Origin of the sequence: Agrobacterium sp. SORGH_AS_0440 (assembly GCF_031453135.1) — a bacterium.
GTDB lineage: Bacteria > Pseudomonadota > Alphaproteobacteria > Rhizobiales > Rhizobiaceae > Agrobacterium > Agrobacterium pusense.
Map to the genome: position 1 here is coordinate 1620628 of NZ_JAVIYR010000001.1, position 24644 is coordinate 1645271.

General features: G+C 60.0%; 22 protein-coding genes and 1 riboswitch. Of the genes, 5 read left to right on the forward strand and 17 right to left on the reverse strand.

Annotated elements, in window-relative coordinates:
• Positions 1-92: 92 nt before the first annotated feature.
• Positions 93-596, reverse strand: a complete 504-nt coding sequence (locus QE453_RS07390; RefSeq protein WP_004438678.1) for a BA14K family protein — start codon at positions 594-596, stop codon at positions 93-95.
• A 179-nt stretch (positions 597-775) separates the two neighbouring features.
• Between QE453_RS07390 and QE453_RS07395 the strand changes: the two genes are divergently transcribed.
• A complete protein-coding gene (locus QE453_RS07395; RefSeq protein ID WP_044459853.1) occupies positions 776-1486 on the forward strand; it encodes a GntR family transcriptional regulator in 711 nt (236 codons plus the stop codon).
• Between the two features lie 66 nt (positions 1487-1552).
• On the opposite strand, the gene QE453_RS07400 is transcribed toward QE453_RS07395, so the two are convergent.
• Entirely contained in the window at positions 1553-2809 is a 1257-nt protein-coding gene (locus tag QE453_RS07400; protein WP_309776624.1) for a D-amino acid dehydrogenase, read from the reverse strand.
• A 7-nt stretch (positions 2810-2816) separates the two neighbouring features.
• Entirely contained in the window at positions 2817-3983 is a 1167-nt protein-coding gene (gene alr, locus QE453_RS07405) for an alanine racemase (protein WP_309776625.1), read from the reverse strand.
• A gap of 127 nt (positions 3984-4110) precedes the next feature.
• Between alr and QE453_RS07410 the strand changes: the two genes are divergently transcribed.
• Positions 4111-4569 (forward strand): Lrp/AsnC family transcriptional regulator, encoded by a 459-nt coding sequence (locus QE453_RS07410; protein WP_004438693.1) that lies wholly within the window; start codon positions 4111-4113, stop codon positions 4567-4569.
• 16 nt (positions 4570-4585) lie between these two features.
• Here the strand turns inward: QE453_RS07410 and thiD are convergent, their stop codons facing one another.
• The 11 genes from thiD to QE453_RS07465 form a co-directional block, all read right to left on the reverse strand.
• Complete coding sequence (gene thiD, locus QE453_RS07415) at positions 4586-5383, reverse strand: bifunctional hydroxymethylpyrimidine kinase/phosphomethylpyrimidine kinase (RefSeq protein ID WP_309776626.1); 798 nt, start codon at positions 5381-5383, stop codon at positions 4586-4588.
• On the reverse strand, positions 5380-6042 hold the full coding sequence (thiE, locus tag QE453_RS07420) for a thiamine phosphate synthase (RefSeq protein WP_004438698.1): 663 nt from the start codon (positions 6040-6042) through the stop codon (positions 5380-5382). The genes thiD and thiE overlap by 4 nt, the downstream gene beginning before the upstream one ends.
• Entirely contained in the window at positions 6029-6769 is a 741-nt protein-coding gene (locus QE453_RS07425; RefSeq protein ID WP_309776627.1) for a hydroxyethylthiazole kinase, read from the reverse strand. Before QE453_RS07425 ends, thiE begins: the two co-directional genes overlap by 14 nt.
• Positions 6766-7716 carry an ABC transporter substrate-binding protein gene (locus QE453_RS07430; protein WP_309776628.1) on the reverse strand — a complete coding sequence of 317 codons (951 nt, stop codon included), beginning with the start codon at positions 7714-7716 and terminating at the stop codon, positions 6766-6768. The genes QE453_RS07425 and QE453_RS07430 overlap by 4 nt, the downstream gene beginning before the upstream one ends.
• Positions 7713-8498 carry an ABC transporter permease gene (locus QE453_RS07435; protein ID WP_112555664.1) on the reverse strand — a complete coding sequence of 262 codons (786 nt, stop codon included), beginning with the start codon at positions 8496-8498 and terminating at the stop codon, positions 7713-7715. Before QE453_RS07435 ends, QE453_RS07430 begins: the two co-directional genes overlap by 4 nt.
• A gap of 128 nt (positions 8499-8626) precedes the next feature.
• Positions 8627-8729: riboswitch (TPP riboswitch) on the reverse strand.
• A 36-nt stretch (positions 8730-8765) separates the two neighbouring features.
• Complete coding sequence (locus QE453_RS07440; RefSeq protein ID WP_142186537.1) at positions 8766-10757, reverse strand: alpha-glucosidase; 1992 nt, start codon at positions 10755-10757, stop codon at positions 8766-8768.
• Positions 10758-10768: 11 nt separating this feature from the next.
• The gene (locus QE453_RS07445) at positions 10769-11626 is read right to left on the reverse strand and encodes a carbohydrate ABC transporter permease (protein ID WP_107340073.1); all 858 of its coding nucleotides are present in this window, start codon (positions 11624-11626) and stop codon (positions 10769-10771) included.
• A gap of 4 nt (positions 11627-11630) precedes the next feature.
• On the reverse strand, positions 11631-12542 hold the full coding sequence (locus QE453_RS07450) for a carbohydrate ABC transporter permease (RefSeq protein WP_035208133.1): 912 nt from the start codon (positions 12540-12542) through the stop codon (positions 11631-11633).
• Between the two features lie 172 nt (positions 12543-12714).
• Positions 12715-13965, reverse strand: a complete 1251-nt coding sequence (locus QE453_RS07455; protein ID WP_142186541.1) for an ABC transporter substrate-binding protein — start codon at positions 13963-13965, stop codon at positions 12715-12717.
• Between the two features lie 47 nt (positions 13966-14012).
• Positions 14013-15089, reverse strand: coding sequence for an ABC transporter ATP-binding protein (locus QE453_RS07460; RefSeq protein ID WP_142186543.1), 1077 nt, complete (start codon positions 15087-15089; stop codon positions 14013-14015).
• A gap of 334 nt (positions 15090-15423) precedes the next feature.
• Positions 15424-16128: a GntR family transcriptional regulator gene (locus QE453_RS07465; RefSeq protein ID WP_111814065.1), complete on the reverse strand. Its 705-nt coding sequence runs from the start codon at positions 16126-16128 to the stop codon at positions 15424-15426.
• 101 nt (positions 16129-16229) lie between these two features.
• Between QE453_RS07465 and QE453_RS07470 the strand changes: the two genes are divergently transcribed.
• Genes QE453_RS07470 through QE453_RS07480 form a run of 3 tightly spaced genes read left to right on the forward strand, consistent with a single transcriptional unit; the run spans position 16230 to position 18804 of the window.
• Positions 16230-17387 carry an LLM class flavin-dependent oxidoreductase gene (locus QE453_RS07470; protein ID WP_309776629.1) on the forward strand — a complete coding sequence of 386 codons (1158 nt, stop codon included), beginning with the start codon at positions 16230-16232 and terminating at the stop codon, positions 17385-17387.
• Positions 17387-18280, forward strand: coding sequence for an aldo/keto reductase family oxidoreductase (locus QE453_RS07475; RefSeq protein WP_309776630.1), 894 nt, complete (start codon positions 17387-17389; stop codon positions 18278-18280). The genes QE453_RS07470 and QE453_RS07475 overlap by 1 nt, the downstream gene beginning before the upstream one ends.
• Entirely contained in the window at positions 18280-18804 is a 525-nt protein-coding gene (locus QE453_RS07480; protein ID WP_004438731.1) for a flavin reductase family protein, read from the forward strand. Before QE453_RS07475 ends, QE453_RS07480 begins: the two co-directional genes overlap by 1 nt.
• A 69-nt stretch (positions 18805-18873) precedes the next feature.
• On the opposite strand, the gene QE453_RS07485 is transcribed toward QE453_RS07480, so the two are convergent.
• The 3 genes from QE453_RS07485 to QE453_RS07495 all read right to left on the reverse strand — a co-directional run bounded on the left by QE453_RS07485 (position 18874) and on the right by QE453_RS07495 (position 24623).
• A complete protein-coding gene (locus QE453_RS07485) occupies positions 18874-22014 on the reverse strand; it encodes an efflux RND transporter permease subunit (RefSeq protein ID WP_309776631.1) in 3141 nt (1046 codons plus the stop codon).
• Positions 22011-23309, reverse strand: coding sequence for an efflux RND transporter periplasmic adaptor subunit (locus tag QE453_RS07490; protein ID WP_309776632.1), 1299 nt, complete (start codon positions 23307-23309; stop codon positions 22011-22013). The genes QE453_RS07485 and QE453_RS07490 overlap by 4 nt, the downstream gene beginning before the upstream one ends.
• 282 nt (positions 23310-23591) lie before the next feature.
• Positions 23592-24623 carry a hypothetical protein gene (locus tag QE453_RS07495; protein ID WP_309776633.1) on the reverse strand — a complete coding sequence of 344 codons (1032 nt, stop codon included), beginning with the start codon at positions 24621-24623 and terminating at the stop codon, positions 23592-23594.
• Positions 24624-24644: the final 21 nt, after the last annotated feature.

Here is a 24644-nt window from a genome sequence, read left to right on the forward strand (position 1 = left end):
GTCGTCCTGCTCCGAGCCCCATTGAAAAAGCCGCAGATTTTTCCGTCTGCGGCCTGGCAATAATCGCAGCAATTGCGGCAACGGCCGTCGTTTCAGCCTGCTACGCAGAAATGACGCTGACCGTCATAATCCGTGTAGGTGCCGGTGCGGGAATTGAAGCTGCGGTAACGCTGCGAGCAATAATCGTACCAGGCGTTGGTCCACGGCTCGATGGTGCGATAGGTCTGACGCTGATTATAAACGGGGCGGCTGTCGTAAACCGGCTGGGCGCGATAGACCGGCGCCGGGCGATAAACCGGCTGCGGTGCTGGCCGGTAGTAACGATAGTCCGGCTCTTCATAGACATAGCTCGGCTCATAGGCCTGATAACGGCGCGGTGCCGGATCGATATAGACCCGTTCCTCCTCCACTGGTGCCGGGCGGGAAAGGGCGGAACCAACGGCAACACCGGCGGCAAGGCCAAGCACACCTCCCAGAAGCGCCGCGTCGCGGCGGTCGTGGCGGTCCCAGTCACCGGCGGATGCGCTGTTGAAGGGAGCGATGGTTGCGGCGGCGACGGCGATAGCCATAACGGTTTTAGCTGCAAAGGACGACATGGTGTTTTTCCATCCAGGTGGCAGGGTGCTGCCAGTTGCAAATTCGATGGTTAAGGAAATACAGCCCGCCTGCTGAACGGTCGCTGAATGAATTGTGGCAGACCGGCTGTCTCCCACAATTCCCGTTTGCCTGCGTCCCACGCTTCGCGCTAAAACTCGGGAGCAAACAGGACGCGCCCATGAGCCTTGCCCACATAACCGTATCTCCCGATTCATCGCATGAGGATCGTGCCCAGGCCATTCGAGACACTTTGCGCGACGCCATTGTCGATCGCCGGCTGGCGCCGGGAACGAAATTGTCGGAATCGGAAGTGGGAACGTTGTTCGATGTCAGCCGCACGGTGGTGCGCGCGGCGCTGCAGATGCTTGCCTATGAGGGCCTCGTGAAGGCCGAGCGCAATCGGGGCGCTTTCGTTTCCAATCCAACGCCCGACGAGGCGCGGCAGGTATTTGCGTCCCGCCGGCTGATCGAGCCCGGCGTCGTTGACGCGGCAATCGAAAAAATCACGCCTGTGGCGGTAAAGAAGCTGCGGGAACATCTGTTGGAGGAGAGCAGGCATCAGCAGGAACGCGGGCCGAGCGCACGGCGGGCCGAAATCAAGGCCTCGGGTGATTTTCACCTGATGCTGGCGTCAATTGCCGGCAATGCCATCCTGGAAAAATTCATGGATGAACTGGTTGCGCGATCATCGCTGGTCATCGCGCTCTATGGGCGCTCCGGCGTATCGAGCTGCGGTCACAACGAACATGCCGATCTTCTGGATGCGCTGGAGGCGAAGGATGCGGCAAGGGCCCGGGCGCTGATGCTGCAACATCTCAATCATATAGAGGCCGATCTTGACCTTCGTACCAAGGAAGGTCTAGCCCTTAGGGACGCTCTGGCGCTTTAGGATATCGGTGTATCGGCCCTCACACGACGTGCGAGGGCGATATCAGCGGAAACCGCGGCGTGCCGGTCATGCCGCGTAGCGGCTGATTGCCAGATCGTGAGTGTCGATCTCAGGCGTCGCACCGCTGATCATGTCCGAAAGGACGCGCGCGGAGCCACAGGACATGGTCCAGCCGAGCGTGCCGTGGCCGGTGTTGAGATAAAGGTTGCTGTAGCGGGTAGCGCCGATGACAGGCGTACCATCCGGCGTCATCGGGCGCAGGCCACACCAGAATTTCGCCTGCGACTGATCGCCCGCGCCGCCGAACAGGTCTTCCACCGAATGGGCGAGTGTTGCCTGCCGCGCTGCGGGCAAGTCCTTGCTGAAGCCGGCGATTTCCGCCATTCCGCCAGCACGGATGCGCGAACCGAGCCGGGTGATCGCCACCTTGAACGTTTCATCCATCACCGTGGAGACGGGTGCCCGTTCCTCTTTCACAATCGGCACCGTGATGGAGTAACCCTTGACCGGGTAGACCGGCAGGGTCAGACCGAGCTGACGCAGGAACTGCGGAGAGTAGCTGCCAAGCGCGGCGACAAAAATATCCGCTTCCACAAGCCCGCGGGTGGTCTCCACCGCCTTAACGCGTCCTGCCTCAACGATGGGGCGCATGATCCCCGTGTCGTACAGGAAGGTAACGCCCGCTTCTTCCGCCATGCGGGCAAGCTCGGTGGTGAACATGTAGCAGTCACCGGTCTCGTCGCCAGGCAGGCGCAGCCCGCCGACGATCCTTTCCTTCGATGGCGAGAGGCCGGGTTCCACGGCGGCGCAGCCGTCTCGGTCGAGAATTTCGAAAGGCACGCCGCCCGCCGTCAGCACGTCCACGTCCTTGCCGATGGCGTCAAACTGCTTTTGTGTGCGGAATACCTCCAGCGTGCCCTGCATGCGCTGGTCATACTGGATGCCTGTCTCTTCCCGCAGTGCCATCAGGCAGTCGCGGCTATATTCCGCGACGCGCACCATGCGGCTCTTGTTGATGGCATAACGCGCCGAGGTGCAGTTGCGCAGCATCTGGCTCATCCAGCGCCAGGCCGCCGGATCGACCGTCGGGCGAATGATCAGTGGTGCATGTTTCATGAACAGCCATTTCATGGCCTTGACCGGAATGCCCGGCGCGGCCCAAGGCGAAGAATAGCCGGGGGAAACCTCACCCGCATTGGCAAAGCTGGTCTCGAGCGCTGCAGCCGGCTGCCGGTCGATCACCGTCACCTTGTGCCCGGCTTTGGCCAGATACCAGGCGGATGTCACGCCGACGACGCCGGCTCCGAGGATAGTGACGTTCATGATCGTCTCACTTGTGATTGACTGATGTTGAAGCAAAGGCCGGGGTTTCGTTCGGCTGAATATAGGTACGGCGATAACGACGACCGAGGCCGGTCAGGATTTCGTAGGCGATCGTGCCCGCATCGTCCGCGATGTCTTCAAGCGTTTGCTCGGGGCCGATCATCTGCACGAAACTGCCTTGGGTCAATGTTCCCTCGGGCAGGGCGGATATGTCCAGAATGATGCTGTCCATCGAAACGCGCCCCGCAATCGGCAGGCGCACGCCATCATACCATGCCGCGCCGCGATTGCTGAGCGAGCGCGGCAGGCCGTCTGCGTAACCGGCGGCGATGGTCGCCAGACGCGTGGAGCCGGAGGCTTCGAAGGAACCGCCGTAACCAACCAGCGAACCGGCGGGAACGGTGCGGGTCTGGATCACGGCGAGATCGAGGCGAACGACCGGCTTCATCGGGTTCGGGCGGTCGGCAGAGGGTGCGCCGCCGTAAAGCGCGATGCCGGGGCGCAGCAGGTGGTTGTGGTACTCACGACCCAGAAAAATACCTCCGGAGTTGGAAAAACAGACCGGGACATCAGGAAACGCAATCGTGGCCTGCCGCATCGCCGACAGCTGTGCCGCATTGCAGGCATGGCCCGGTTCGTCGGCGCAGGCGAGGTGGCTCATGACGAAGGCGATGTCGATACCATCGAGCAGTTGCGGCTGGGAAGTGAGGGTTTCCAGCTCTTCGGGGGAAAGGCCGAGGCGGCACATGCCGGTATCGATCTGTACGGCAGCTGCAAGTTTCCTGCCGAGCGTCTTGGCATGGGCCGCCCATTGGGCGATCTGCTCCAGCGAATTGAGAACCGGTGTGATCGCCATGGCGGCGCAGGAGGTCTCATTGCCGGGTTGAAGGCCGTTGAGGACGAAGATCCGCGCCTCGGCGGGAAGACGCAGCCGGAGCGCCAGCGCCTCGTCAATATGAGCGACGAAGAAATGGCGACACCCCGCATCGAACAGGGTTTGCGAGACCATATCGGCACCGAGGCCGTATGCATCGGCCTTGACGACCGCCGCCGTCTGGCATGCGGGCGCCATCGCCGCAAGTGCCAGATAATTGTCGCGCAATGCGCCGAGATCGATGGTCAGATGGCCGCTCGCACCACCGGCTGCCTGCTGGCGGCTGATCTGCATGTCCATAGTCGCTCACCCTCATTTTTATCTTATGAGAGTATTGCAACGATTATCGAATTTCTTGGCGATTATTCGAAGGAACTGCGATAGAATTGGCAATCGCGCAATTTTCTTTTGTTGATTGGAATTTTCTATGTCGTCACTCGATGCGACCGACCGCCATATCATACGGCTGCTTCGGCTCAACGCCCGCATCAGCAACGCAAAGCTTGCTGCAGAGGTCGGGCTTTCGCCATCCGCGTGCTTGCGTCGCGTCGATATTCTCGAACGCGAAGGGATCATCCGCGGTTACACGGCGCTTACCAGCGGCCTCGCCGGCGGTGAGGTGATTTCAGTCATCGTGCAGATCACGCTCGACCGGCAGACGGAGGATTTTCTCAACCGTTTCGAGAATGCGGTGCGGCGATATCCGGAAATCCGCGAATGTTATCTCATGACCGGCGGTTCGGATTATTTCCTGCGTTGCGAGGCAGAAAGTGCGGGGGATTTCGAGCGCATCCACAAGGAGATACTCTCGAAGCTGCCGGGGGTCTCGCGTATTCATTCGAGTTTCGCGATCCGGAATGTGCTGGCGACGCCGAAGGCGAGGTAGCATCGAGTGTGGGGCTTCACCCCCACCACCGATAAAAATGATGCACCGGCCCCCGCCCATGTCCAACGGCAAGGCTCCGCCCAGCATCGAGCGCCCCATTCAAATAATCCTTCGCCAGCTCCACGGCCTCCAGCAACTCGCTTCCCCTCGCAAGATGAGCCGTGATCGCCGCCGCCAGCGTGCAGCCGGTGCCGTGATCGTTCTTCGTCTCTACGCGTGCAGCGGAAAGCGCCTGCATGGTGCCATCTGCAAACAGATAATCCGTGCTCTCAGGCCCCGCACCATGTCCGCCCTTGATGAGCACCGCTTTCGCGCCCGCTTTCAGGATCGCCGCGGCCTGATGATTGATGTCCGTTTCCGTCTCCGCTATCGGCGTGCCGGTTAAAAGCGCCGCTTCCGGCAGGTTCGGCGTAACGATGGTCGCGATTGGCAGAAGCTCGCGCCGCAATGTCTCGATGGCGTCTTCTTGCAGCAAACGGTCGCCTGACGTCGCTACCATGACTGGATCCAGCACCACGGGCTGCGATTGTCGCCGGAGCCGCTCCGCTATGGCTGCAATGGTTTCGATACGGGAAACCATGCCGATCTTCACCGCATTGACGGTGAGATCGGAAAACACCGCATCCATCTGCGCGATGATGGTGGTCACCGAAATATCCTCGACCGCAGTTACGCCTCTGGTGTTCTGTGCGGTGATGGCGGTGATGACGCTGGCGCCATAGGCGCCGAGCGCGGAGAATGTCTTGAGGTCGGCCTGTATGCCTGCACCGCCGCCGCTGTCGGACCCGGCAATGGTCAACGCAATTGATGTCATGGCTGTCTCGCTTTCAGGGTGGCATCGATTGCGGAGCGGAACTCCTTGGTCGCGCCGGCAATATCCGCCGCGCGGAAGATGGCGGAAATCACCGCGACTCCATCCGCACCGGCGGCAATGACAGAGGGGACGCGGGAAAGATCGATGCCGGCGATGGCGCCCACCGGCATGTCCGGCCGCCATTCCCTCAGCAAGGCGCGGAGTGTCGAAAACCCATCGATACCGACAGGCTTGTCCGGATTGACCTTTGAAACCGTGTCGAACACACCGCCGATGCAGGCGTAATCGGCGGGCATGGAGGCTGCCCGCTCGGCGTCGGCGCGGTTCTTGACCGTGAGGCCGATGATCGCCTTTTCGCCAAGAATGCGCCGAGCGGTTCTGGCGTCCATATCGTCGGCGCCAAGGTGCACTCCATCTGCGCCCGAGGCGAGCGCAACATCCACCCGGTCATTGATGACGAGCGGCACGCCGGTGCCGGCGATGGCCTCGTGGATGGCGCGGGCGTTTTCGATCATCTCCCGTGTCGAGCCGTGCTTGTCGCGATATTGCAGGATTGTCGCGCCATTAAGTGCAGCCGCCAGAGCAAGCTCAAAGAGAGGCGCGACATCGCCGAGGCTCGCATCCACAAGCGCGTTGAGGCGGTAATCAACCTTGTTCATTCTCGATCCTCGCATGATTGATGATATCCTCGCCGGTAATCGCCGAAAGCGCGTCCAGGAATGCCGGTTCGAACGTGCCGGGACCTCTGGCACAGGACGCGGCCAGTTCGGCGGAGACGCCGGTGACGGCAAGGGCGGACGCCGCCGCTGCCAAAGCATCCTGTTCCACCGCCATGAAAGCAGCGATGACGCCTCCCGAGAGGCAGCCCGTACCCGTTACCTTAGCCATCCAGGGATGGCCGTTTACGATCCTGACGCGTCGCGTCGCGTCGCTCAGGTGATCTACCGGCCCGGTCTCGATCCTGATTGCATCTGGCACCTCGCCGATCAGGCTCATTTCGGCACGGTTGCCACGCACGATCGCGGGAGAGAGAGTGATGAGCTCACGCGCGAAGGCCAGCCGGGATGGAGAATAGTCACAATGCACGGGGTCGACGATCCAGGGCTTGCCTGAGGCGTTGGCGATCTCCACTGCCAGCAGGATAACCTTGCGCCGTTCCGCATCCAGCGTGCCGAGATTGATGGTCAGCGCATCCGCCTTGGCAACGAAGCTTTCGATTTCCTCCAGCGACGTGGTCATGGAGGGAATGCCGCCGACAACGGTAATCCCGTCGGCGGTGAATTTTTGCACCACGGTATTCATAAGGCAATGTACGCGCGGACGCGCCTGTCTGACTTTTTCAAGGATTTCGGCGGCCTGCGTGGTCGTGGGGAAAGGGACGGTCATGGCTGCTGTAGCTCCACGGCGATTTCGTCCGCCGCCGGCGCCTGCTTGATGAGCTGCATTTCCTGCATGAAAGCGCCAAAACGCGCATAGCGGGCGCGGTCGAGCGCGGCAGGGCGCTTGGCAAAACGCGGCAATGTGTCGAAGAAAGCCTGCTTGTTCAGTGCGTCATCGAGATTGGGATAGGCCTTGATGAAGAGCTGCCAGGATTCCTGCGGGTGATTGGTGATGAAAATAGCGGCCTGTTCCACGGCGGAGAGGAAACGCGGCAGGCGGCTGTCTGTTGCGAGATCGCGATGGGTGACGAAGATCAGCTCGTCATAAGCCGGAACACCATGTTCCTCCGGAAAGAAGGATCGGCCTTCGTGGCCCTCGAGCTTCATCTGCGTCAGTTCGAAATTGCGGAAGCCGCCGAGCGTGGCGTCCACCTTGCCGGCGACGAGCGATGGCGACAGGGAGAAATTGACGTTGATGAGTTCCACATCGTCTTTCGTCAGACCGTCCTTTTCCAGCATGCGCTTCAGCATGGCATCCTCGAAGCCGGATACGGAAAAACCGACTTTCCTGCCCTTCAGGTCCTTCAGGCTTTTGATCGGTCCGTCAGCCAGCACGGTGACGGTGTTTAGCGGCGTTTCGACCAGGGTGCCGAAACGGACGAGCGGCAGGCCGGCATCGTGGTCCAGATAGAGGTTGGGCTGGTAGTGCACGCCGATATCGGCCTGTTTTGCCGAAACGAGGCGCGGAACGGCGGAAGGATCTGCCGGCGGAACAAGTTCAACTTCGAGCCCCGCATCCGCAAAAAGGCCCCGCTCTTTCGCGACGACCATCGGCGCATGGTCGGGGTTCACGAACCATTCCAGCAATACCGTGAGCCTGTCGGCCGCCTGTGACTGAACGGGGGCAAATATGCTTGCCGCCGCGACGACGAAAGAAAGAAGAGTTCGCTTCATGATGCTGAAATTCTCCGTAAATACCCGAAAGGAATGGTGTGTTCTGTTTCCCTGGCCCAGGGCGCCAGATGGGCGGTGGCGCGATCCACCGCCAGTCGCAGCAGTACCGCCATGATGGCGAGTATCGCCATGGCGGCGAACATCGTGTCGGTCTGCATGCGCGCGTTTGACTGGATCATCACGAATCCAAGCCCTGCCGATGCGCCAACCCATTCGCCGATGACGGCGCCCAGCGGTGCGAGGGGTGCGGCCACCCGCAGCCCGGAGATAAGCGAAGGCAGTGCCAGTGGCACGCGCAACCGGGTGAGAACCTGCCAGTGGCTTGCCTGCGTCAGCGAGGCGGCATCGAGAATGGCGCGATCCGTCCGGTTGAGGCCATCGGTGAAGGAGGAGGCGACGGGAAAGAAGATGATGATCGCCGTCATCACCGCTTTCGAGGCCATGCCGAAGCCGAACCAAAGGACGAGGATGGGCGCCAGCACGAAGACCGGAAAGGCCTGCAAAACCAGAACCATCGGCCAGACGAGGCGACCGAGACGGGGGATTGCCGCGATGGTGAAAGCCACGAGAATACCGACCAGGACGCCGGCCGTCAGTCCAACGGCCATTTCGAGAAATGTAACCATGGCCTGCCCCAACAGGAAACCGGGCTGGCGCAGGAAGGCCGCGGCGACATCGGCCGGCGCCGGCAGGATATAACGGGGTGGCGAGAACAGCCACGTGCCTGCCTGCCAGAGAACAAGCAGGAGACCGACACCGTTCAACGCATGGGCGGCACGCATGAGCCGAACCTCAGACGCAGACGCACCGGGTGCGACGGACAAAAACTTTCAGCATCATCATTCGGTCTCCACACGTGACAATCGCGAAGATCAGGACAAAGCGGAGAAGAGAAAGGGCAGCGCCCCAAAGGCGCAACAGTTTCCGTTCCTACGCCGGCATGATCCGGATCAGGTTCAAGGGTCCGGCTCAACGCCATCTCAGCACCGTCTGGTGCTCCCCTCGGAATGGGTCGGAAACTGTCGTTTTTTTAGCTGGCTGTCAACGGCTCAGATGGTGCGGAGCTGTTCAAACAGGGTGACGTTGCCACTATCGGCGCGGTAGAAAACCGCGGGCCGGCCGAGTGGTGCTTCCACGGTAACCTCGTTTCCAGCGCGATGATGCACGCCGCTCCACAGATGTACCCACTGCCCATCGCCCGGAAGATAGAGAGTGCGTTGCGTTTCTCCCGCTTTCCAGACAGGAGCCACCAGCATGTCGGGGCCATAGAGATAGCTGTCCTGAATGGCGTAAGTCTGCCGGTCATTCTCGTAATGCAGGAAAAGCGGGCGTTGCACCGGAAGCCCCGTTCTGGCCGCTTCGGCGGAGAGCGATTTCAGATAGGGGGCAAGCGCGACATAGACTGTCGTCATGCGGGCGAAATGGGCGAGAACCGCTTCATCCTGATCGATCTGCAGATTGTCACGCGGGCGGTTGCCCTCATGGGTGCGCATGACCGGCGTGAAGGCGGCCATCTCCGTCCAGCGCATGATAAGTTCCGCGGTGCGGACATTGCCGAACAGGCTGGTGTAACCACCAATATCGGAATGGTGATAGGCATTGCCCATGAGGCCGGATGAAAGCGCGCCGCAAATGACGGTGACAAGGCCATCATGACGGGAGAAGTCGACCGACTGGTCACCGCCCCAGATCAGCGGACAATGGGCCTGCACTCCAGTGAAGCCTGCGCGCATGAAGAACAGCGTTTCGCCGGTCTTGTCGCGGCTTTCGACGGCTTTTGCATTGACCTCGGCCCACAGGGTGGGCCATGCATTGTGCATCAGCTTTGCGTCGACACCGTTGGAGAGCGTTATATCGATCGGCAGATATTCGCCGAAATCAGCCATCCACCCGGAAAGGCCGAAATCCAGCATGTTCTTGCCGATGATTTCTTCGGCAAACCAGTCGGCGGCAGCCGGATTGGTGAAATCGACGACGCCGCAATCGAACTCGCCGAAATCCACCAGGGCCGTTTTTCCTTCCGCATCCGTTGCGAAATAACCGGCCTGTTCGGCCACCGGGAAAAGCGGGCCGTCAACGCAGAGGTAGGGGTTCACGTAACCCAGGAAGCGGATGCCCTGATCGGCAAGCTCGGCGATCTTCTGGCGCAGATGCGGATAACGGGTTTCGTTCGCCTGCCAGTCCCAGAACAGGCGTGCGCCAAAGGATGTCTGGCGAAGCCCCACCCAGTCCTCACACCACAGGCCCGAGACGAGCGTTCCGGCTGCGCGGATTTTCTCCAGCCGCGCAAACGAATTGACGCCATCCTTTAATCCAATGATCGCTCCATTATAGATCCATTCCGGCAATTGCGGCTGCCGTCCAAACCGTAGGGACAGCGCGGAGACGATATCGGTGAAACTGTCGCCGGCGAAAAATTCGATCTTTTCAGGGATGGCCCAGATTTCGATCTCGTGGAAATCGCCATTGCGGAAATCGAAGACCGAATAGGCGCTCGTTTCCACATGCAGCGCGTATCTACGCGACGAGAGATAGGTCGGCTGCGGATAGTTGGTGTTGTAATAATCACCGCCTGCCTTGCCGTTGACGTCTGACTTGAAGGTGATTTCGGTGGCCTTGTCGCGTCCAACGCCGGGCTCGGAGGTCCAGAGCGGAAAGCGCCGTCCGCGCATGTCGAAATAGGACATCTGCTCGCCGCCGCCCCAGACATGCTCGTCCGTTTCCGCAAAGATGCGCAGCCAGAGGCGGTTGATGGTCTTGTCCAGCGCCGTCAGCAGGACGGCATTGCTTTCGAGTGTCAGGCGAAGGCGAGGGGTCTGTCCCGGTGCGGAGGAAAGCGTGACGCTGTCGCCGCTGATCTCGGCGTGGCGCAGGGCAGTTCGTTCGACGACGTAGTCTTCGATATCGAAATTGCCGCGATACATATCCATCCGTTCCTTGCCGAAGCCGGCGAAGAAGGCCGGCTCGTCGGGCGAATGGGAAAGGATGGTGCGGTTGCCGATCGCAAGCTTAAATCCATCGTGGGTCTTTTCGAAATGCATGACTTAACCTATTAGCCCTTGAGACCGCCGGCGGTGAGGCCAGAGACAACCCGTTCCTGGAAGATGACGATGAGGATCGCGACCGGCACGATGCCAACCACCAACGCTGCCGAAATAACCGGCCAGGGGAAAGCGAACTCCCCCTGATAAAGCTGGATGCCAACGGGCAGTGTGCGCAGCGCAGGATTGGAATTGAAGGAGAGCGCCAGCAGGAACTCGTCCCAGGCATTCACGAAGGCAAGGATGCCTGCGGTGAAGACGCCCGGCGCGCAAAGCGGCACGACGACCTTGAATAGCGCGCCGATGCGGGTGCAGCCATCGATCATGGCGGCGTTTTCGAGATCGCGCGGAATACTTTCGAAGAAGGAAACCAGCATCAGCGTGCACACCGGCAGTGAAAGCACCGTGTAGGGCAGGATCAGCGCCGTCCAGCTGTTGAGCAGATTGAGCGCCCGCATGATTTCGAACAGCGGCACAAGCAGTGTCACCAGCGGAAAGGTGGAAACGGCGATGATGAGCGACAGGATAAGCGCCCGGTATTTAAGGTTCAGCCGCGCCAGTGCGTAAGCCGCCAACACCGAAATCAGGATGGTCAGTGCCGTGGAAAGCAGCGCCACCATGAAGCTGTTGAACAGGAAGAGGTGCAGCGGCTGATCCGAAAAGGCCTGCATGTAGTTGGCGAGTGTCGGCGCGTGCGGAAACCAGGTGATCGGCTTGACAGTCAGCTCCGCCTCGGTTTTCAGCGAGGTGAAGAGGATCCAGATAGCCGGGAAAAGGCCGTTTATCAGAAGAATGGAGGCCGCGATGAAGCGCAGCGGCTTGCCAGAGAAGAAGGTGGACAGACCGGAGGAGGTGGCGACGGTGCTCATGGGATCAGTCCTTTGTCCTGATGATACGGAGGTAAACGGCGGTGACGCACATGGAAAGCGCAAACATCATGACCGCTAAGGCCGAGCCGTAACCGAGATCGAGGAAGGAGACGGTGTTCTGGTGGATATACATGGCAAGCGTCGTGGTGGATGTGCCGGGGCCGCCGCCGGTCATCATGTAAGGAATATCAAAGGTCTGTAGCGCCGTGATCGTGCGGAAGATGAGGGCGACGATAATCGATGGCTTCAGAAGCGGCAGGGTGATTTCGAAGAACTGCCTGATCTTGCCGGCGCCATCCACATCCGCTGCCTCGTAAAGCGAGCGCGGGATGGTCTGCAACCCGGCGAGGATCATGAGCGCCATGAAGGAGGAGGTCTTCCAGATGATCGTCAGGCAGATCGCGGCAAAGGCCCAGTTCGGTGAGTTGAACCAGATGATGCCTTCAAAGCCCAGCCGGTTCAGCACGTCGTTGACCACACCATATTCATAATGGAAGAACCACGCGAAGATGAGACCTGCAAAGGACAGCGGCAGCGCCCAGGGGATGAGAAGGGAAAGCCGCATTGGCCACTGCATGGAGAAAGGCAGGTTGGCGAGCAATGCGAGGCCAAGGCCCATGAACAGTGCGCCGGGTACGGTGATCAGCGTTATCAGCACCGTATTCCAGGTCGTTTCCCAGAAAATCGGATCGTCGAACATCGCCGTGTAATTTTCAAAGCCGATGAATTCCGCCGGCAGGCCCGAGGTCAGCGACAGGCTGAAGAAGCTCGTATAGACGAGCCGCGCCACCGGATAGACGATGATGAGCGAAAGCAGGATCGCCGCTGGCGCGAGCAGCAGCACGGCCAGCGACCGGTCGCCGAGATCGAGCCACCGCGTCCAGCGCGGCTGCGGTTTCTCGTCCACCCGAACCATGGTTCTTTCCGGCATTGTCACGTCTGCCACTCCCGCAACTGGATTCACGTCATCGTCTCCCGGTCGGACCGGTTTATGTCCGGCCCGTTTCGCGCCCTTGAGGCGCCTTTCATCCTGTCAGTCGAAACGGCCGGAAGGGGCGCGGTGCACACGCCGCCTTCCGGCCCGAAGCTTATCGCAGAACGCGCCGCAGACGGCTTTCCATCTGCTTTGCGCCATCCTCCGGCGTCATGACACCGGCGAGCACACCGTTGACCGTGGTGCGGATGGTCTCGCTGACCTCGTTGTAACGCGGCGTCACCGGACGGGCCTTTGCTGTTTCGACGACCGGCAGGGCATCCGCGAACCACGGGATTGCCTTGGTCACGTCGGCATCCTTGTAGAGAGCGGCGTAGGTGGGCAGGAGCGCTGCATTGATGGCCATGAACTTCGATACATCCTGACTGGAGAGATATTCGACAAGCTTCTTGGCTTCATCCTGCTGTTTGGAATAGGCGGACACGCCGAATTCCCAGCCGCCGAGGCAGGTCGTCTGCTCACCGCCTTTGACGGCGGGAAGGCGGGCGACGCCGACCTTGTCGCTCACCTGCGATTCCTTGCCCTGGAAATGGGTCCAGGCATAGGACCAGTTGACGGCAAAGAGAACCTTGCCGGCCTGGAACTCCTTGCGGGTGTCGTCGGTCGCCACCTCCGAAATGTTCTTCTTGGAAATGCCTTCGTCGACAAAACTCTTCCAGAGCTTCAGCGAATCCACCGCCGCCTGGTTGTCGAAGTTCAGCTTGCCGTTTTCAACCAGCGACTTGCCGTCGCTCCAGTAGGGCAGGAGGAAGGTGCAGACCGCGCCTTCGATCGCCTTGCCCTGGAAGGACAGGCCCTGAAGCTCCGGGTTCTTTTCGCCTTCCATGACCTTCTTGGACGCTTCCTTCAGCTCGTCCCAGGTGGTCGGCGGCTTGATGCCGTATTTATCCAGAAGGTCCTTGCGGTAATAGAGGAACATGGAGTCGGCGAAGGCTGGCAACGCCACGATCTTGCCGTCCACCGTGTTGGCTTCGGCATAGGTCGGCAGATAGGCGGACATGTCCTTGCCGGCAAAATCGCTGGTCCAGCCGGCTGTTGCAAATTGCGCGGGACGGATGACGTCGAGCATCAATACGTCGAGGCTCGAATCCTTGGCCGACATCACAGTGTTGAGATATTGCGCCTGCATTTCCGAGGTGTTGCCGCCGGTCTCAATGACCACCTTCACGCCCGGCGTCTTCGCCTCATATTGATCGAGCGCCTTGCGCCAGACATCCGGCTGATGCTGGCTGGAAACGAAGATCTTCAGCTCGGCATCGGCAAAGGCCTGACCTGAAAAAGTGAGCACTGTTGCGCAGAGCGCTGCGCCCATGAGGGCTTTGCCCCGGATAGTTTTGAATGTCATGTGTTCCTCCCGTTATTAATCCTTGGCCGTGGCATTTTGCCCGGCAATCAGTGGATCGAGCGCTCTGTTGTTGCGTCGAAAAGATGGACCTTGGACGGATCGACCCCGATCCGCAGTTCCTCGTTCGGCGTTGGCCGAAGCTGCGGCGGCATCCGTGCGGTCAGCGCCGCGTCGCCGAGGCTGAAATGGACGAGCGTGTCCGAGCCCAGCGGCTCCACCACCTGCACCTTTACGGCAAGCTGGCTGTCGAGGCTCTCGGCAGTACCAAAATGCTCCGGGCGGATGCCGACGATGACTTCGCGGCCTTCAAGTCCCGTTTCGCGCGATGGCCGGATAGCCGCCATCGGCAGGAAATTGCCGTCCGAGAATGTCAGCCGGTCGCCATTCACCTTGGCTCGCGCGAAATTCATGGCGGGCGCACCGACGAAACCGCCGACGAACACGCTTTCCGGGCGGTTATAAACCTCATCCGGCGTGCCGACCTGTTCGATATCACCGCCGCGCAGGATGACGATGCGGTCCGCCAGCGTCATCGCCTCCACCTGGTCATGGGTGACATAGATGATGGTGGTGCCGAGCTGCTGGTGCAGGCGTTTGATTTCCGTGCGTACCTGTCCGCGGAGTTTAGCGTCGAGGTTGGAAAGCGGCTCATCGAACAGGAAGACCTGCGGGCGGCGAACGATGGCGCGCCCCATGGCCACACGCTGACGCTGGCCGCCGGAAAGCTGTCCGGGCCGCCTATCGAGAAGGTGCTCGATGCCCAGCATCTTTGCCGCCTCATCGATGCTGGCATTGGCCTGCGAGGCGCTGACACCGCGCACCTTAAGGCTGAAGCCCATGTTTTCGCGCACCGTCTTGTGCGGATAAAGCGCATAGTCCTGAAACACCATGGCGATGTCGCGCTCGCGCGGCGGCAGCCGGTTGACGACACGGTCGCCGATCTTCACCTCGCCGCCAGTAATGCTCTCCAGCCCTGCGACCATGCGCAACGTCGTTGATTTGCCGCAGCCGGAAGGGCCGACAAATACGACGAATTCGCCATCGTTGATTTCAAGGTCGATGCCCTTGACGATGCGAAGCGCACCGTAACTCTTGTCCAGCTTGCGCAGGCTGACTGAAGCCATATTTTCCTCCTCACGACCGGCACGCCCGAAATTTCAATGGACGCAATAGCCGGTATCAACCTTCAAGTTCCCCGTACTGCATCTTCGAAAATCGAGCCCGATTGTCCGGCAATAACGTGGGGTGGCGAAACGCCTGTCTCCCTGAGGTCGTGATATTACCTTTCACTAAAAGGAAATCAATAGTGTATCAATTTTATTTCTGACAGAAATCAAAAACTACTAAGTCATTGATTAAGACAAATATATCCGCGAAATCGCCCGCTGGCGGGCAGTTGTTGGCTTGCCTGCCGTCAAATTCCGTCACTCCTGTAGATCATGCGAATTTTGCGTAGTCTCAACGTATGCGAGAAACGTAGCGCGCCACGGTGTGGTCAAACCAGGTCCAGGAAACTTCTGCCACCGCACCATCCTGCGCCTGGCTGAGACGCAGGACGCGGGGCACGGATGCGCCTGCTTTCTGGCCGAACGCTTCGGGCGTCCATTCGGGCACGTCACCGAGATCGATGCGATCCTCCGCCTTCGATATCCAGAGGTTGAGGCGAGTGCGGTAATAGAGGTAGAGAGATTCCGACATATTTTCGATGGTGATCGTGTCAACATAGGAACCATCAAGCCAGATTTCCTCGATGGCGGCCGGTTTGCCGGCGATGCGCCGCAGACGACGAATCCTGTGTCCTTCGGAGGAGGTGCCAAAAGCGGGCAGATCGGCGGGCTTCGCTAACCGGGTCACATCCAGAACCTCCGCTGTCGGCAGGCCGCCGCCCTCGATCAGTTCAAGCCGGAAGAAAGCGTAGACGCTTTGCGGATCGCTGACCGCGCGGATGTAGTTGCCGGAACCCTGCACGCGCTCCAGAAGGCCGCGCTCCTGCAATTCGGCGAGCGCCTTGCGTAGCGTACCGACGGCGATGCCGAGATCGGCAGCCATATCGCGCTCCGGCGCAAGCTTCTCGCCGTCGATCAGCCGCCCTGCTGACACCTCGCGCACCAGCATTTCGGCGATCTGCAGATACATGGGCAAACTGCCACCAGTGTGTCTCATAGGCCGTTTCCTCCACCCGAAACAAAAATTGATACATCATTGATTTACATATTTCTTGATGTTATGCAAGAACAACGAGAGCGGCCCTGAGGAGGAATTGCATGACCGTCGTACCCGTTACATCCGCTGATCTTGATGCTGCCGAGGTCTCCTGGTTTTCCGCTTTGTGTTCCGATGATTACGCCTATCTCGGCGTGCCGGATGGAGGCCTGCGTTCCAGCTTCGAACATTGCTCGGATATCGTCAAAAAAGCCGAGGAACTTGGCTTCCGCAACATTCTCTGCCCGTCGTCCTATCAGGTGGGGCAGGATACGCTGAGCTTTGTCGCCGGCTGTGCGCCGATCAGCGACCGTATCAATTTCCTTGCCGCTATCCGCTGTGGCGAAATGCAGCCGATCATGCTGGCGCGTACGGTTGCCACGCTCGACCACATGCTGAAGGGCCGCCTGACGCTCAACGTCATTAGTTCGGATTTCCCGGGCGAAGTCGCCGACAGCGCCTTTCGTTACAAGCGCAGCCACGAGGTCGTCGAGATTTTGCGGCAGGCCTGGACCCGCGACACCATCGACCACGACGGCGAAATCTACCAGTTCAAGGGCGTATCGACCGAGCCGGCGAGACCCTACCAGCAGAATGGCGGCCCGCTTCTTTATTTCGGCGGTTATTCTCCAGATGCCCTTGAGCTCTGTGGCGCACAATGCGACGTCTATCTGATGTGGCCGGAGACGAAGGACCAGCTGGCGGACCGCATGCGCGCCGCCAACGAGCGCGCTTCCGCCCATGGCCGCACGCTGGATTATGGTCTGCGCGTCCATATGGTGGTGCGCGATACTGAAAAGGAAGCCCGCGAATATGCCGAACATCTGGTCTCCAAGCTCGATGATGAATACGGCCAGCTGATCCGCAACCGCGCCCACGATAGCGGTTCACTCGGCGTGTCGCATCAGGCACGGGCCCGTGAACTCGCTGACAAGTTCGGTTATGTCGAACCCAATCTGTGGACCGGCATCGGCCGGGCGCGCTCCGGCTGCGGTGCAGCACTTGTCGGCTCGACGGATCAGGTTCTTTCGGCGCTGGAGGATTACCAGAGGATGGGTATCCGCGCCTTCATCCTGTCCGGTTATCCGCATCTCGACGAGGCGGAACATTTCGGCACCAAGGTGTTGCCGCAGATGAAAACCTGCTCCCTGCCGCATGCCTATGGCCGGGTGCCTTCTGTAACGCCAGCGACGCCGCTCGGCAACGGGGAACGCCACTGATGGAACGTATCGCTCTTTCTGACACACTCGAACTCAGCCGCATCGTTTACGGCATGTGGCGCATTGGTGACGATGCAGACACCTCGCCGGCGCATGTACAGGCAAAGATCGAGGCCTGCCTCGCACAGGGCATCACAACAATGGATCAGGCCGATATCTATGGCGGATACACGGCGGAAGCCATTCTTGGCGCCGGATTGAAAGCTGCGCCAGGACTGCGCGACAAAATCGAGATCGTCACCAAATGCGGCATCGTCGCCCCGGCCGGCCGTCATGCTGCCGCCCGCGTCAAGCATTACGACACGACCGCGGTCCACATTAACGCGTCGGTGGAAGCGTCGCTGCGCGATATGGGAACGGATCACGTCGATCTGCTGCTCATTCACCGCCCCGACCCGCTGATCGACGCGGAAGAAACCGGCAAGGCACTTGATGCCTTGGTGGCGTCGGGCAAGGTCAAGGCGGTTGGCGTCTCCAATTTCCGCCCGTGGGATTTTTCGCTGCTGCAATCGGCCATGAGCAACCGCCTGGTGACGAACCAGATCGAAATGAGCCTGCTTGCCACCGATTCCTTCACGAATGGCGATCTCGCCTACCTGCAGGAAAAGCGTATTTCGCCCATGGCCTGGTCGCCGCTCGGTGGCGGTTCGCTGTTCTCCGGCGCGCATCGCGGCACCATGGCTAACCTGCAGCGCGTCGGCAAGGAACAGGGCGTCGACGCGACGGCCGTCGCGATCGCCTGGCTGCTGCGCCATCCGGCAAAGATCGTGCCGGTGCTTGGCACCAACAATCTCGAACGCATCAAAACCGCTGCCGATGCGCTTCGCGTGACGATGGACCGCCAGACATGGTTTGAACTCTACACCCTTGCGATTGGAAAAGAGGTGGCGTGATGACAGTTGCAGAGGCGATCAAGATGCCCAATGAACATGTATTCGTTCCCGGCGGCGAAAACAGCCGCAGCTTTCGCAATGCGCTCGGCGCTTTCACCACCGGTGTTACGGTGGTAACAGCCACGACCCCGGAAGGCCCGATCGGCATGACGGTCAACAGCTTCGCATCCGTCTCGCTCGATCCGCCGCTGGTGCTGTGGTCACCTGCGAAAAGCTCGTCGCGTTATCAGGCCTTCAGCGGCGCCACCCATTTCGCTATTCATGTGCTGAGCGCCGATCAGGACGTGCTGAGCGCCCGCTTCACCCGCAACGGCCGTGCTTTCGATGATCTTGACTGGGAATTGAACGATGAAGGCGTACCGGTCATCCCCGGAACGCTGGCCCGTTTTGAATGCCGGCAGGCGGCGGCGCATGATGCGGGCGACCACACCATCATTGTCGGTGAAGTGCTGCGCGCCGCCCATCGAGATGGCGATCCGCTGTGCTTTTCGGGCGGAGCCTTCGGGCGGTTTGCCCGGCAGTAGTATGCTCCGGCCGGACTTTCATGATCTTCGACAGATATTCGAGTCACCGATGCGGCTCGAAAATCTTTGTCAAGCGGCAACAGAGTCTGGTTCGCCTGTTGTTTGCGGCGTTTGCGGCCCGGCGTGTTTTTCCGTCGCTTTTTTGCGGGAAAATAGCCCTGTGAGGAAGCGGCCGAAGCGGTCCATTTCCACGAAGATGACAGGCGTGATGAACAATGTCAGAAATTGCGAGACGATGAGACCACCGACCACCGCGATGCCGAGCGGTTGGCGCAGTTCTGAACTGGCGCCCGAGCCGAGCGCGATGGGAAGAGCACCAAGCAATGCGCAGAATGTCGTCATCATGATCGGGCGGAACCGGCGCACGCAGGCTTCGTGAATGGCGGTTGCGGGTGGTTCCGCTTTTTCGCGCATCAGCTCCACCGCCACGTCGATCATCATGATCGCGTTTTTCTTGACGATGCCGATAAGCATCAATAGCCCGATCAGGGCGATGATGGAGAAATCCATCCCCATTACCTTCAGCGCCACAAGGGCGCCGAAGGCCGCTGCCGGCAGACCGGAAAGAATAGTCAGCGGGTGGATGAAGCTCTCATAGAGAACGCCGAGAACGACATAGATGGTGAGCACCGCCGCCAGAATGAGGATTCCGGTGTTCCCCTGGCTCTGCTGGAAGATCGCCGCCGTGCCGCCATAGCTGGTGAAGACATCCTGCGGCAGGCCTATCGTGGTCTTGAGCTGGTCAATCCGACTTGTGGCGTCGGAGAGTGCCACACCATCCGGCAGGTTGAAGGAGATGGTGGTGGAGACGAGCTGGCCCGTCTGATTGATGGTAACCGGCGCTTGCGTCCGGGTGATGGCAGCGAAGTTGGAAAGCGGCACCAGTACGCCCGTTTTGGCCGAAAGAATATTGATGTCGCTCAGAAAATCGTCATTCCACGGCTTCGAGCTGTCGAACTCGACAATGACGTCGTAGCTGTCGCCGGTCGACTGGATCTGGGCGGCGGTGTAACCGCCGAAGGACATTTCCAGTGTCTTGCGCAGCTGATCATTGGTAATCCCGAAGGCAGCGGCTTTTTCCGAATCGACCGAAATCGTGGCGGCGATGGCGCCGTTTTGGGCATCGGAGGTGACTGACGTGAAGGTATAGTCGCGGCGCATCGCCTCCATCAGCTTGTTCGACCATTCATTGGTGATATCAGCGTTCAAGCCCTGCACCACGAGTTGATATTGGCTGGCAGAGCTGCGCCCGCCGAAACGCAGGCTCTGCTGCGGGTTGATATAGGTGCGGATGCCCGCGACTTTCGAGCTGGCCTGGCCCAGTTCCGTCAGAACCTGGCTCAGAGGTGCACGCTCCTCCTTGGGCTTGAGTTCGACGAACATCGAGCCGTTGTTCAGCGGATTGCGCGAATTGCCGCCAACGATGGATGTAACGTGGACCACGGCCGGATTCTTGCGGATCTGATCGGCAACCTGCGCCTGAAGATCGCGCATCGCCGTGTAGGAAATATCCTCTCGCGCCTGCGTCGAAACCGAAAGACGGCCGATGTCTTCCTGGGGGAAGAAGCTGGAGGGCAGCACTTCGAATAGATAAAGAGATGCCGCGATCGAGGCGAGAAATGACGCCAAAACAATACGGCGATGGGAAAGGCACCAGCTCACGGCGTTTCCATAGGCACGAAGCGTCCGCTCAAAGCCGGCATCGAACCAACGGATGATCGCCGGTGGCCGGGATGAGTGGCCGGAAAGGCGCGAGGCGAGCATTGGCGTGACCGTCAGCGATACCAGAGCCGAGGCCATGATGGCGAGCGTGACGACCATGCCGAATTCATTAAAGAGCCTGCCGATCACCCCGCCCATCAACAGAATGGGGATGAAGACGGCGACAAGCGAAATCGACATGGAGAGGATGGTGCTGCTGACTTCCGCCGCGCCCTGCAGCGCGGCTTCCCGCATCGGCAGCCCCTCTTCGTGCAGGCGCAATATGTTTTCCAGCATGACGATGGCATCATCCACCACAAGACCTACTGACAGGGTGAGCCCAAGCAGGGAGATATTGTCGATGCTGTAACCCAGCACATACATCGCGCCGAAAGCCGTGATCAGCGACAACGGCACGGCAAGACCCGGAATGACGGTTGCCGTCAGATGCCCGGTGAAGAGGTAGATCACTGCCACCACCAGCCCGATGGTCAGGAACAGGGTAAACTGAACGTCGGAAATCGCGTCCTTGATCGCGGTCGAGGCGTCGTTCATCACGTTGATGTTGACGGAAGGTGGCAATTGCTGGTGAAGCGCCGGCAGCTTGGCCTTGATGGCGTCCACGACATCGACGGTGTTGGCATCCGGTTGCCGCTGAACGGCGAGAACGATGGCCTGTTCGCCGTCGAACCAGCTGCCCGCATTGGTGTTGTCAATGCTGTCGGTGACGTTGGCGATATCACCGAGGTGAATGGGTGCGCCGTTGTTCGTCGATACGACCAGCGAACGGAAGGCGGCTGCGTTCGTGCGCTGGGTATCGGCTTCGATCGTCAGGCGCTGATTATCGTTCTGCAGTGCGCCGACGGGAACCTGATTGTTCGCCTGGGCAATGGCGGTGGTGACCGTATCGACGCCGAGGCCTCTTGCCTGAAGCTGCGCCGGATCGAGCCCAATGCGCACGGCATAGGTCTGCGCACCGTAGATACTCACCTGCGCCACGCCGGAAATGGTGGAAAGGAGCGGGGAGATAATGTTCTCGGCGATTTCATCGACCTTGCTGGTGGGCATTTCCTTGCTGTTGACCGCAAGCAAGAGTACCGGGGCATCGGCCGGGTTCGTTTTGCGATAGCTGGGCGTCGTCGTCATATTGCTCGGCAACTGCCGTTGCGCGCGGGAAATTGCGGCCTGCACGTCGGCAGCAGCCGCGTCGATATCGCGGTTGAGATCGAACTGAAGCACGATCGAGCTGTTGCCAAGCGTATTGGTGGCGCTGATCTCGCTAACGCCGGGAATTGTCTCGAACTGCTTGACCAGTGGCGTGGTGACCGAAGTGGCCATGGTTTGCGGGGAGGCGCCGGAGAGTGATGACGACACGTTGATCGTCGGAAAATCCACCTTCGGCAAGGCCGCGACCGGGAGTAAACGGAAACCGGCAAGGCCTGCCAGAACGAGGCCGATGGCGAGAAGCGTGGTGGCGACGGGCCGGTTGATGCAAAAATTCGGGATCATTGGCGGTCAGCCTTTTCCTGCGGAATATTGGCGGCCAGATTGCCTGCCGTCCCGCCCTTATCGGAAAATTGCTCGATCACGAGCTGGCCGTCGGCGAGTTCCGACTGGCCCTCGACGATGATATGCTCTCCGCCATTAAGGCCGCGCGCAATGGCGGTGAGGTCGCCGTTCGAACGCGCGACCGCAACTGGCGTCATATGAGCATGATGATCGCCGTCGACCGTGTAGACAAAATTGCCCTTCGGTCCGGGTCTCACAGCGACCGTCGGTACGACGACCATTTCGTCTTCGGAAACAAAATGCGCGGTGACGTTGACGGACTGACCGGGCCACAAAAGGCCGCGGTCGTTCTTGAACTCCGCCTTTGCCAGCACTGTGCCGGAGGTCTGGTCCACAGTGTTGTCGTAAAAACGCAGTACGCCGCGCATCGCCTCGCCGCCGGTCGCCGCAGGGTCGACATCAACTGCCGTGTCTTTCGCTACGCCTTCGCGCAATTGCGGCAGATAGCGTTGAGAGAGCCGGAAACTGACCGAGATGGGGTCGTATTTCGTGATGGTCACGATATTCACGCCGGCACTGAGGTAAGCCCCGGGGCTGACGCTGATATCACCCAGTCTCCCGTCGAAGGGAGCACGGATTTCCATATGTTCCAACGCTACCTGATCGGACGCAAGCGTTGCGCGGTCGGCATCGATCTTGGCGCTGGCGCTGTCCCGCGCCGCTCTTGCCTGATCCAGCACCTGCTGTGACTCGGCGCTCTGCTTGACGAGGTTGGCGGCACGCTGAAAAGCGGCTTCAGTCTGTTCAAGTGTCGCCTGGTCGGCGGCGATATTCGCCTTGTCCTTGTCGACCGCCGCACGGGCAATTCGATCGTCCATCTTGAGGATCAGATCGCCCGCCTTGATGTGCTGGCCGTCCTTTGCCTCGATTTCGGTGACGAGGCCGGCCTGGAGCGGTGCGATATTGGTGATGTCGGCTGCTACCGCCCACCCTGTTGCCGCCGCGTCCATTGGCAGCGTCGCCTTACTGACCGAAATGGTGCTGACGGTCGGTGGTCCGCCATTGCGCCGCCCACCGCCCTGCCGTTGCCCCTGTTGTGCACCTGGCTGGCCATTGCGGGAGGATTGCGGTTTTGCATTTGCAGTCGTCTCTGCGGTTGCGGTCTCTGCCTGCGGTGGAATGCTGGCAAATTGTTTCAGATAGGGAATTTGATCGAGCGGCAGGCGGTCCTTGAAATACCACGCGCCGGCGGCTGCGATGGCAAGAACGCTGAGGGCGGTCCAGAAACGTTTCATCTGACGGTTCCGCGTAATGAAGGCGATACATGTTTCCCGACATGTGCGGCAAGCCTTGGGAGCAGCTTTCCTCCACAAGACACCCAATACGCTGCGAAATCACCTTAAACTTTTGTAATGGCAGTAACCGTACGCGAGGGCCGTTTGCCCTGCCGTACAGGGGCTGAAGCGGATCGCGCTCGCAGGCAACCCCGCCATTGCGCGTATTCTTCGCGCCGGTTGGTACGGGAAAAGGCCGCCTCGTGTCCGGGGTGGCCTTTTGCGCGACGCGATACGCCGAGGTCAGAAAGCCCGGATGGCGTTGCGGGTGGCCAGCACATCTTCAGCAACATTGCCTGTGGTGGCGGGCACGGAGCCGACGAGATCCAGGAACTTGTAGAGTTCGGTGGCCTGCGAGTTCGTGACATAGATGATGTCGCGATCCTGCATCGGGAATTTCGTGCTGGCAAAGAAGGTCGAGGGATCGCGCAGATTGGCACGGAAAATGACCGGAACGTCCTGGCCAGCGAATTTGGACGTGTTGATGCCGAGCTTCAAGAGAAGATCGCGCTTGACGATGCGGTAGACGTAGACTTGGGCGGGATCTGCCCGGGAGTCGAGCAATCCGCCCGCCTTGCCAAGGGCGTCCGAGAGCTTGAGATCGGCGTCCTCGAACTCGAAACGGCCGTTGAGGCCGGAAGCGCCGAAGGCGAGATAAGTGCGGCGCTCCCGCTCCACCATGATGGTGTCGCCCGGCACCACATAGATGTTTTCAGAAGGCGTGCTGACAAGGTGATTATAGTTTACGCGGGCCGTTTTCCCGCGCCGAATGAGCGTGACATAGGACTCTATGTTGGGAGCACTCAGGCCTTTCGCGTAAGAGATGACGTCAAGAACGCGATCACCTGCTTCCGACAGCTGCACCTTTGTCGGCTCCTTGACATCGCCCAGAACCGAGGCCTGTGCGGAGCGGCTGGAAATCTTGGTGATCAGAACCTGCGGCTCGATGGCGCGATTTGCCAGGCGCTCCTCGATGACGCCTTTGGCGACTGCATAGCTTGAGGAAATGACGAGATCATAACCGCTCAGATCGAATTGCTCGATGGCGAGCGGCATCAACGGCAGGTAAGAGCGATATTTCTTCCGGGCGAAGGGCAGCTTCTGGATGAAGGAGGTATTCACCGGGCGGCCGCCGAGAAAGCCGCGATCACGCTCGCTCATGAAATCGACGATGCAGAAAAGATCTGCCTGAGGATAGATTTCGAGAAGGTTGTGAAGAACCTTTTCAGCCCCACCCCTATCGGTGAGCCAGTCATGGACGATCGCCGTCTTCATAGTTTCCTCAATAATATCAAC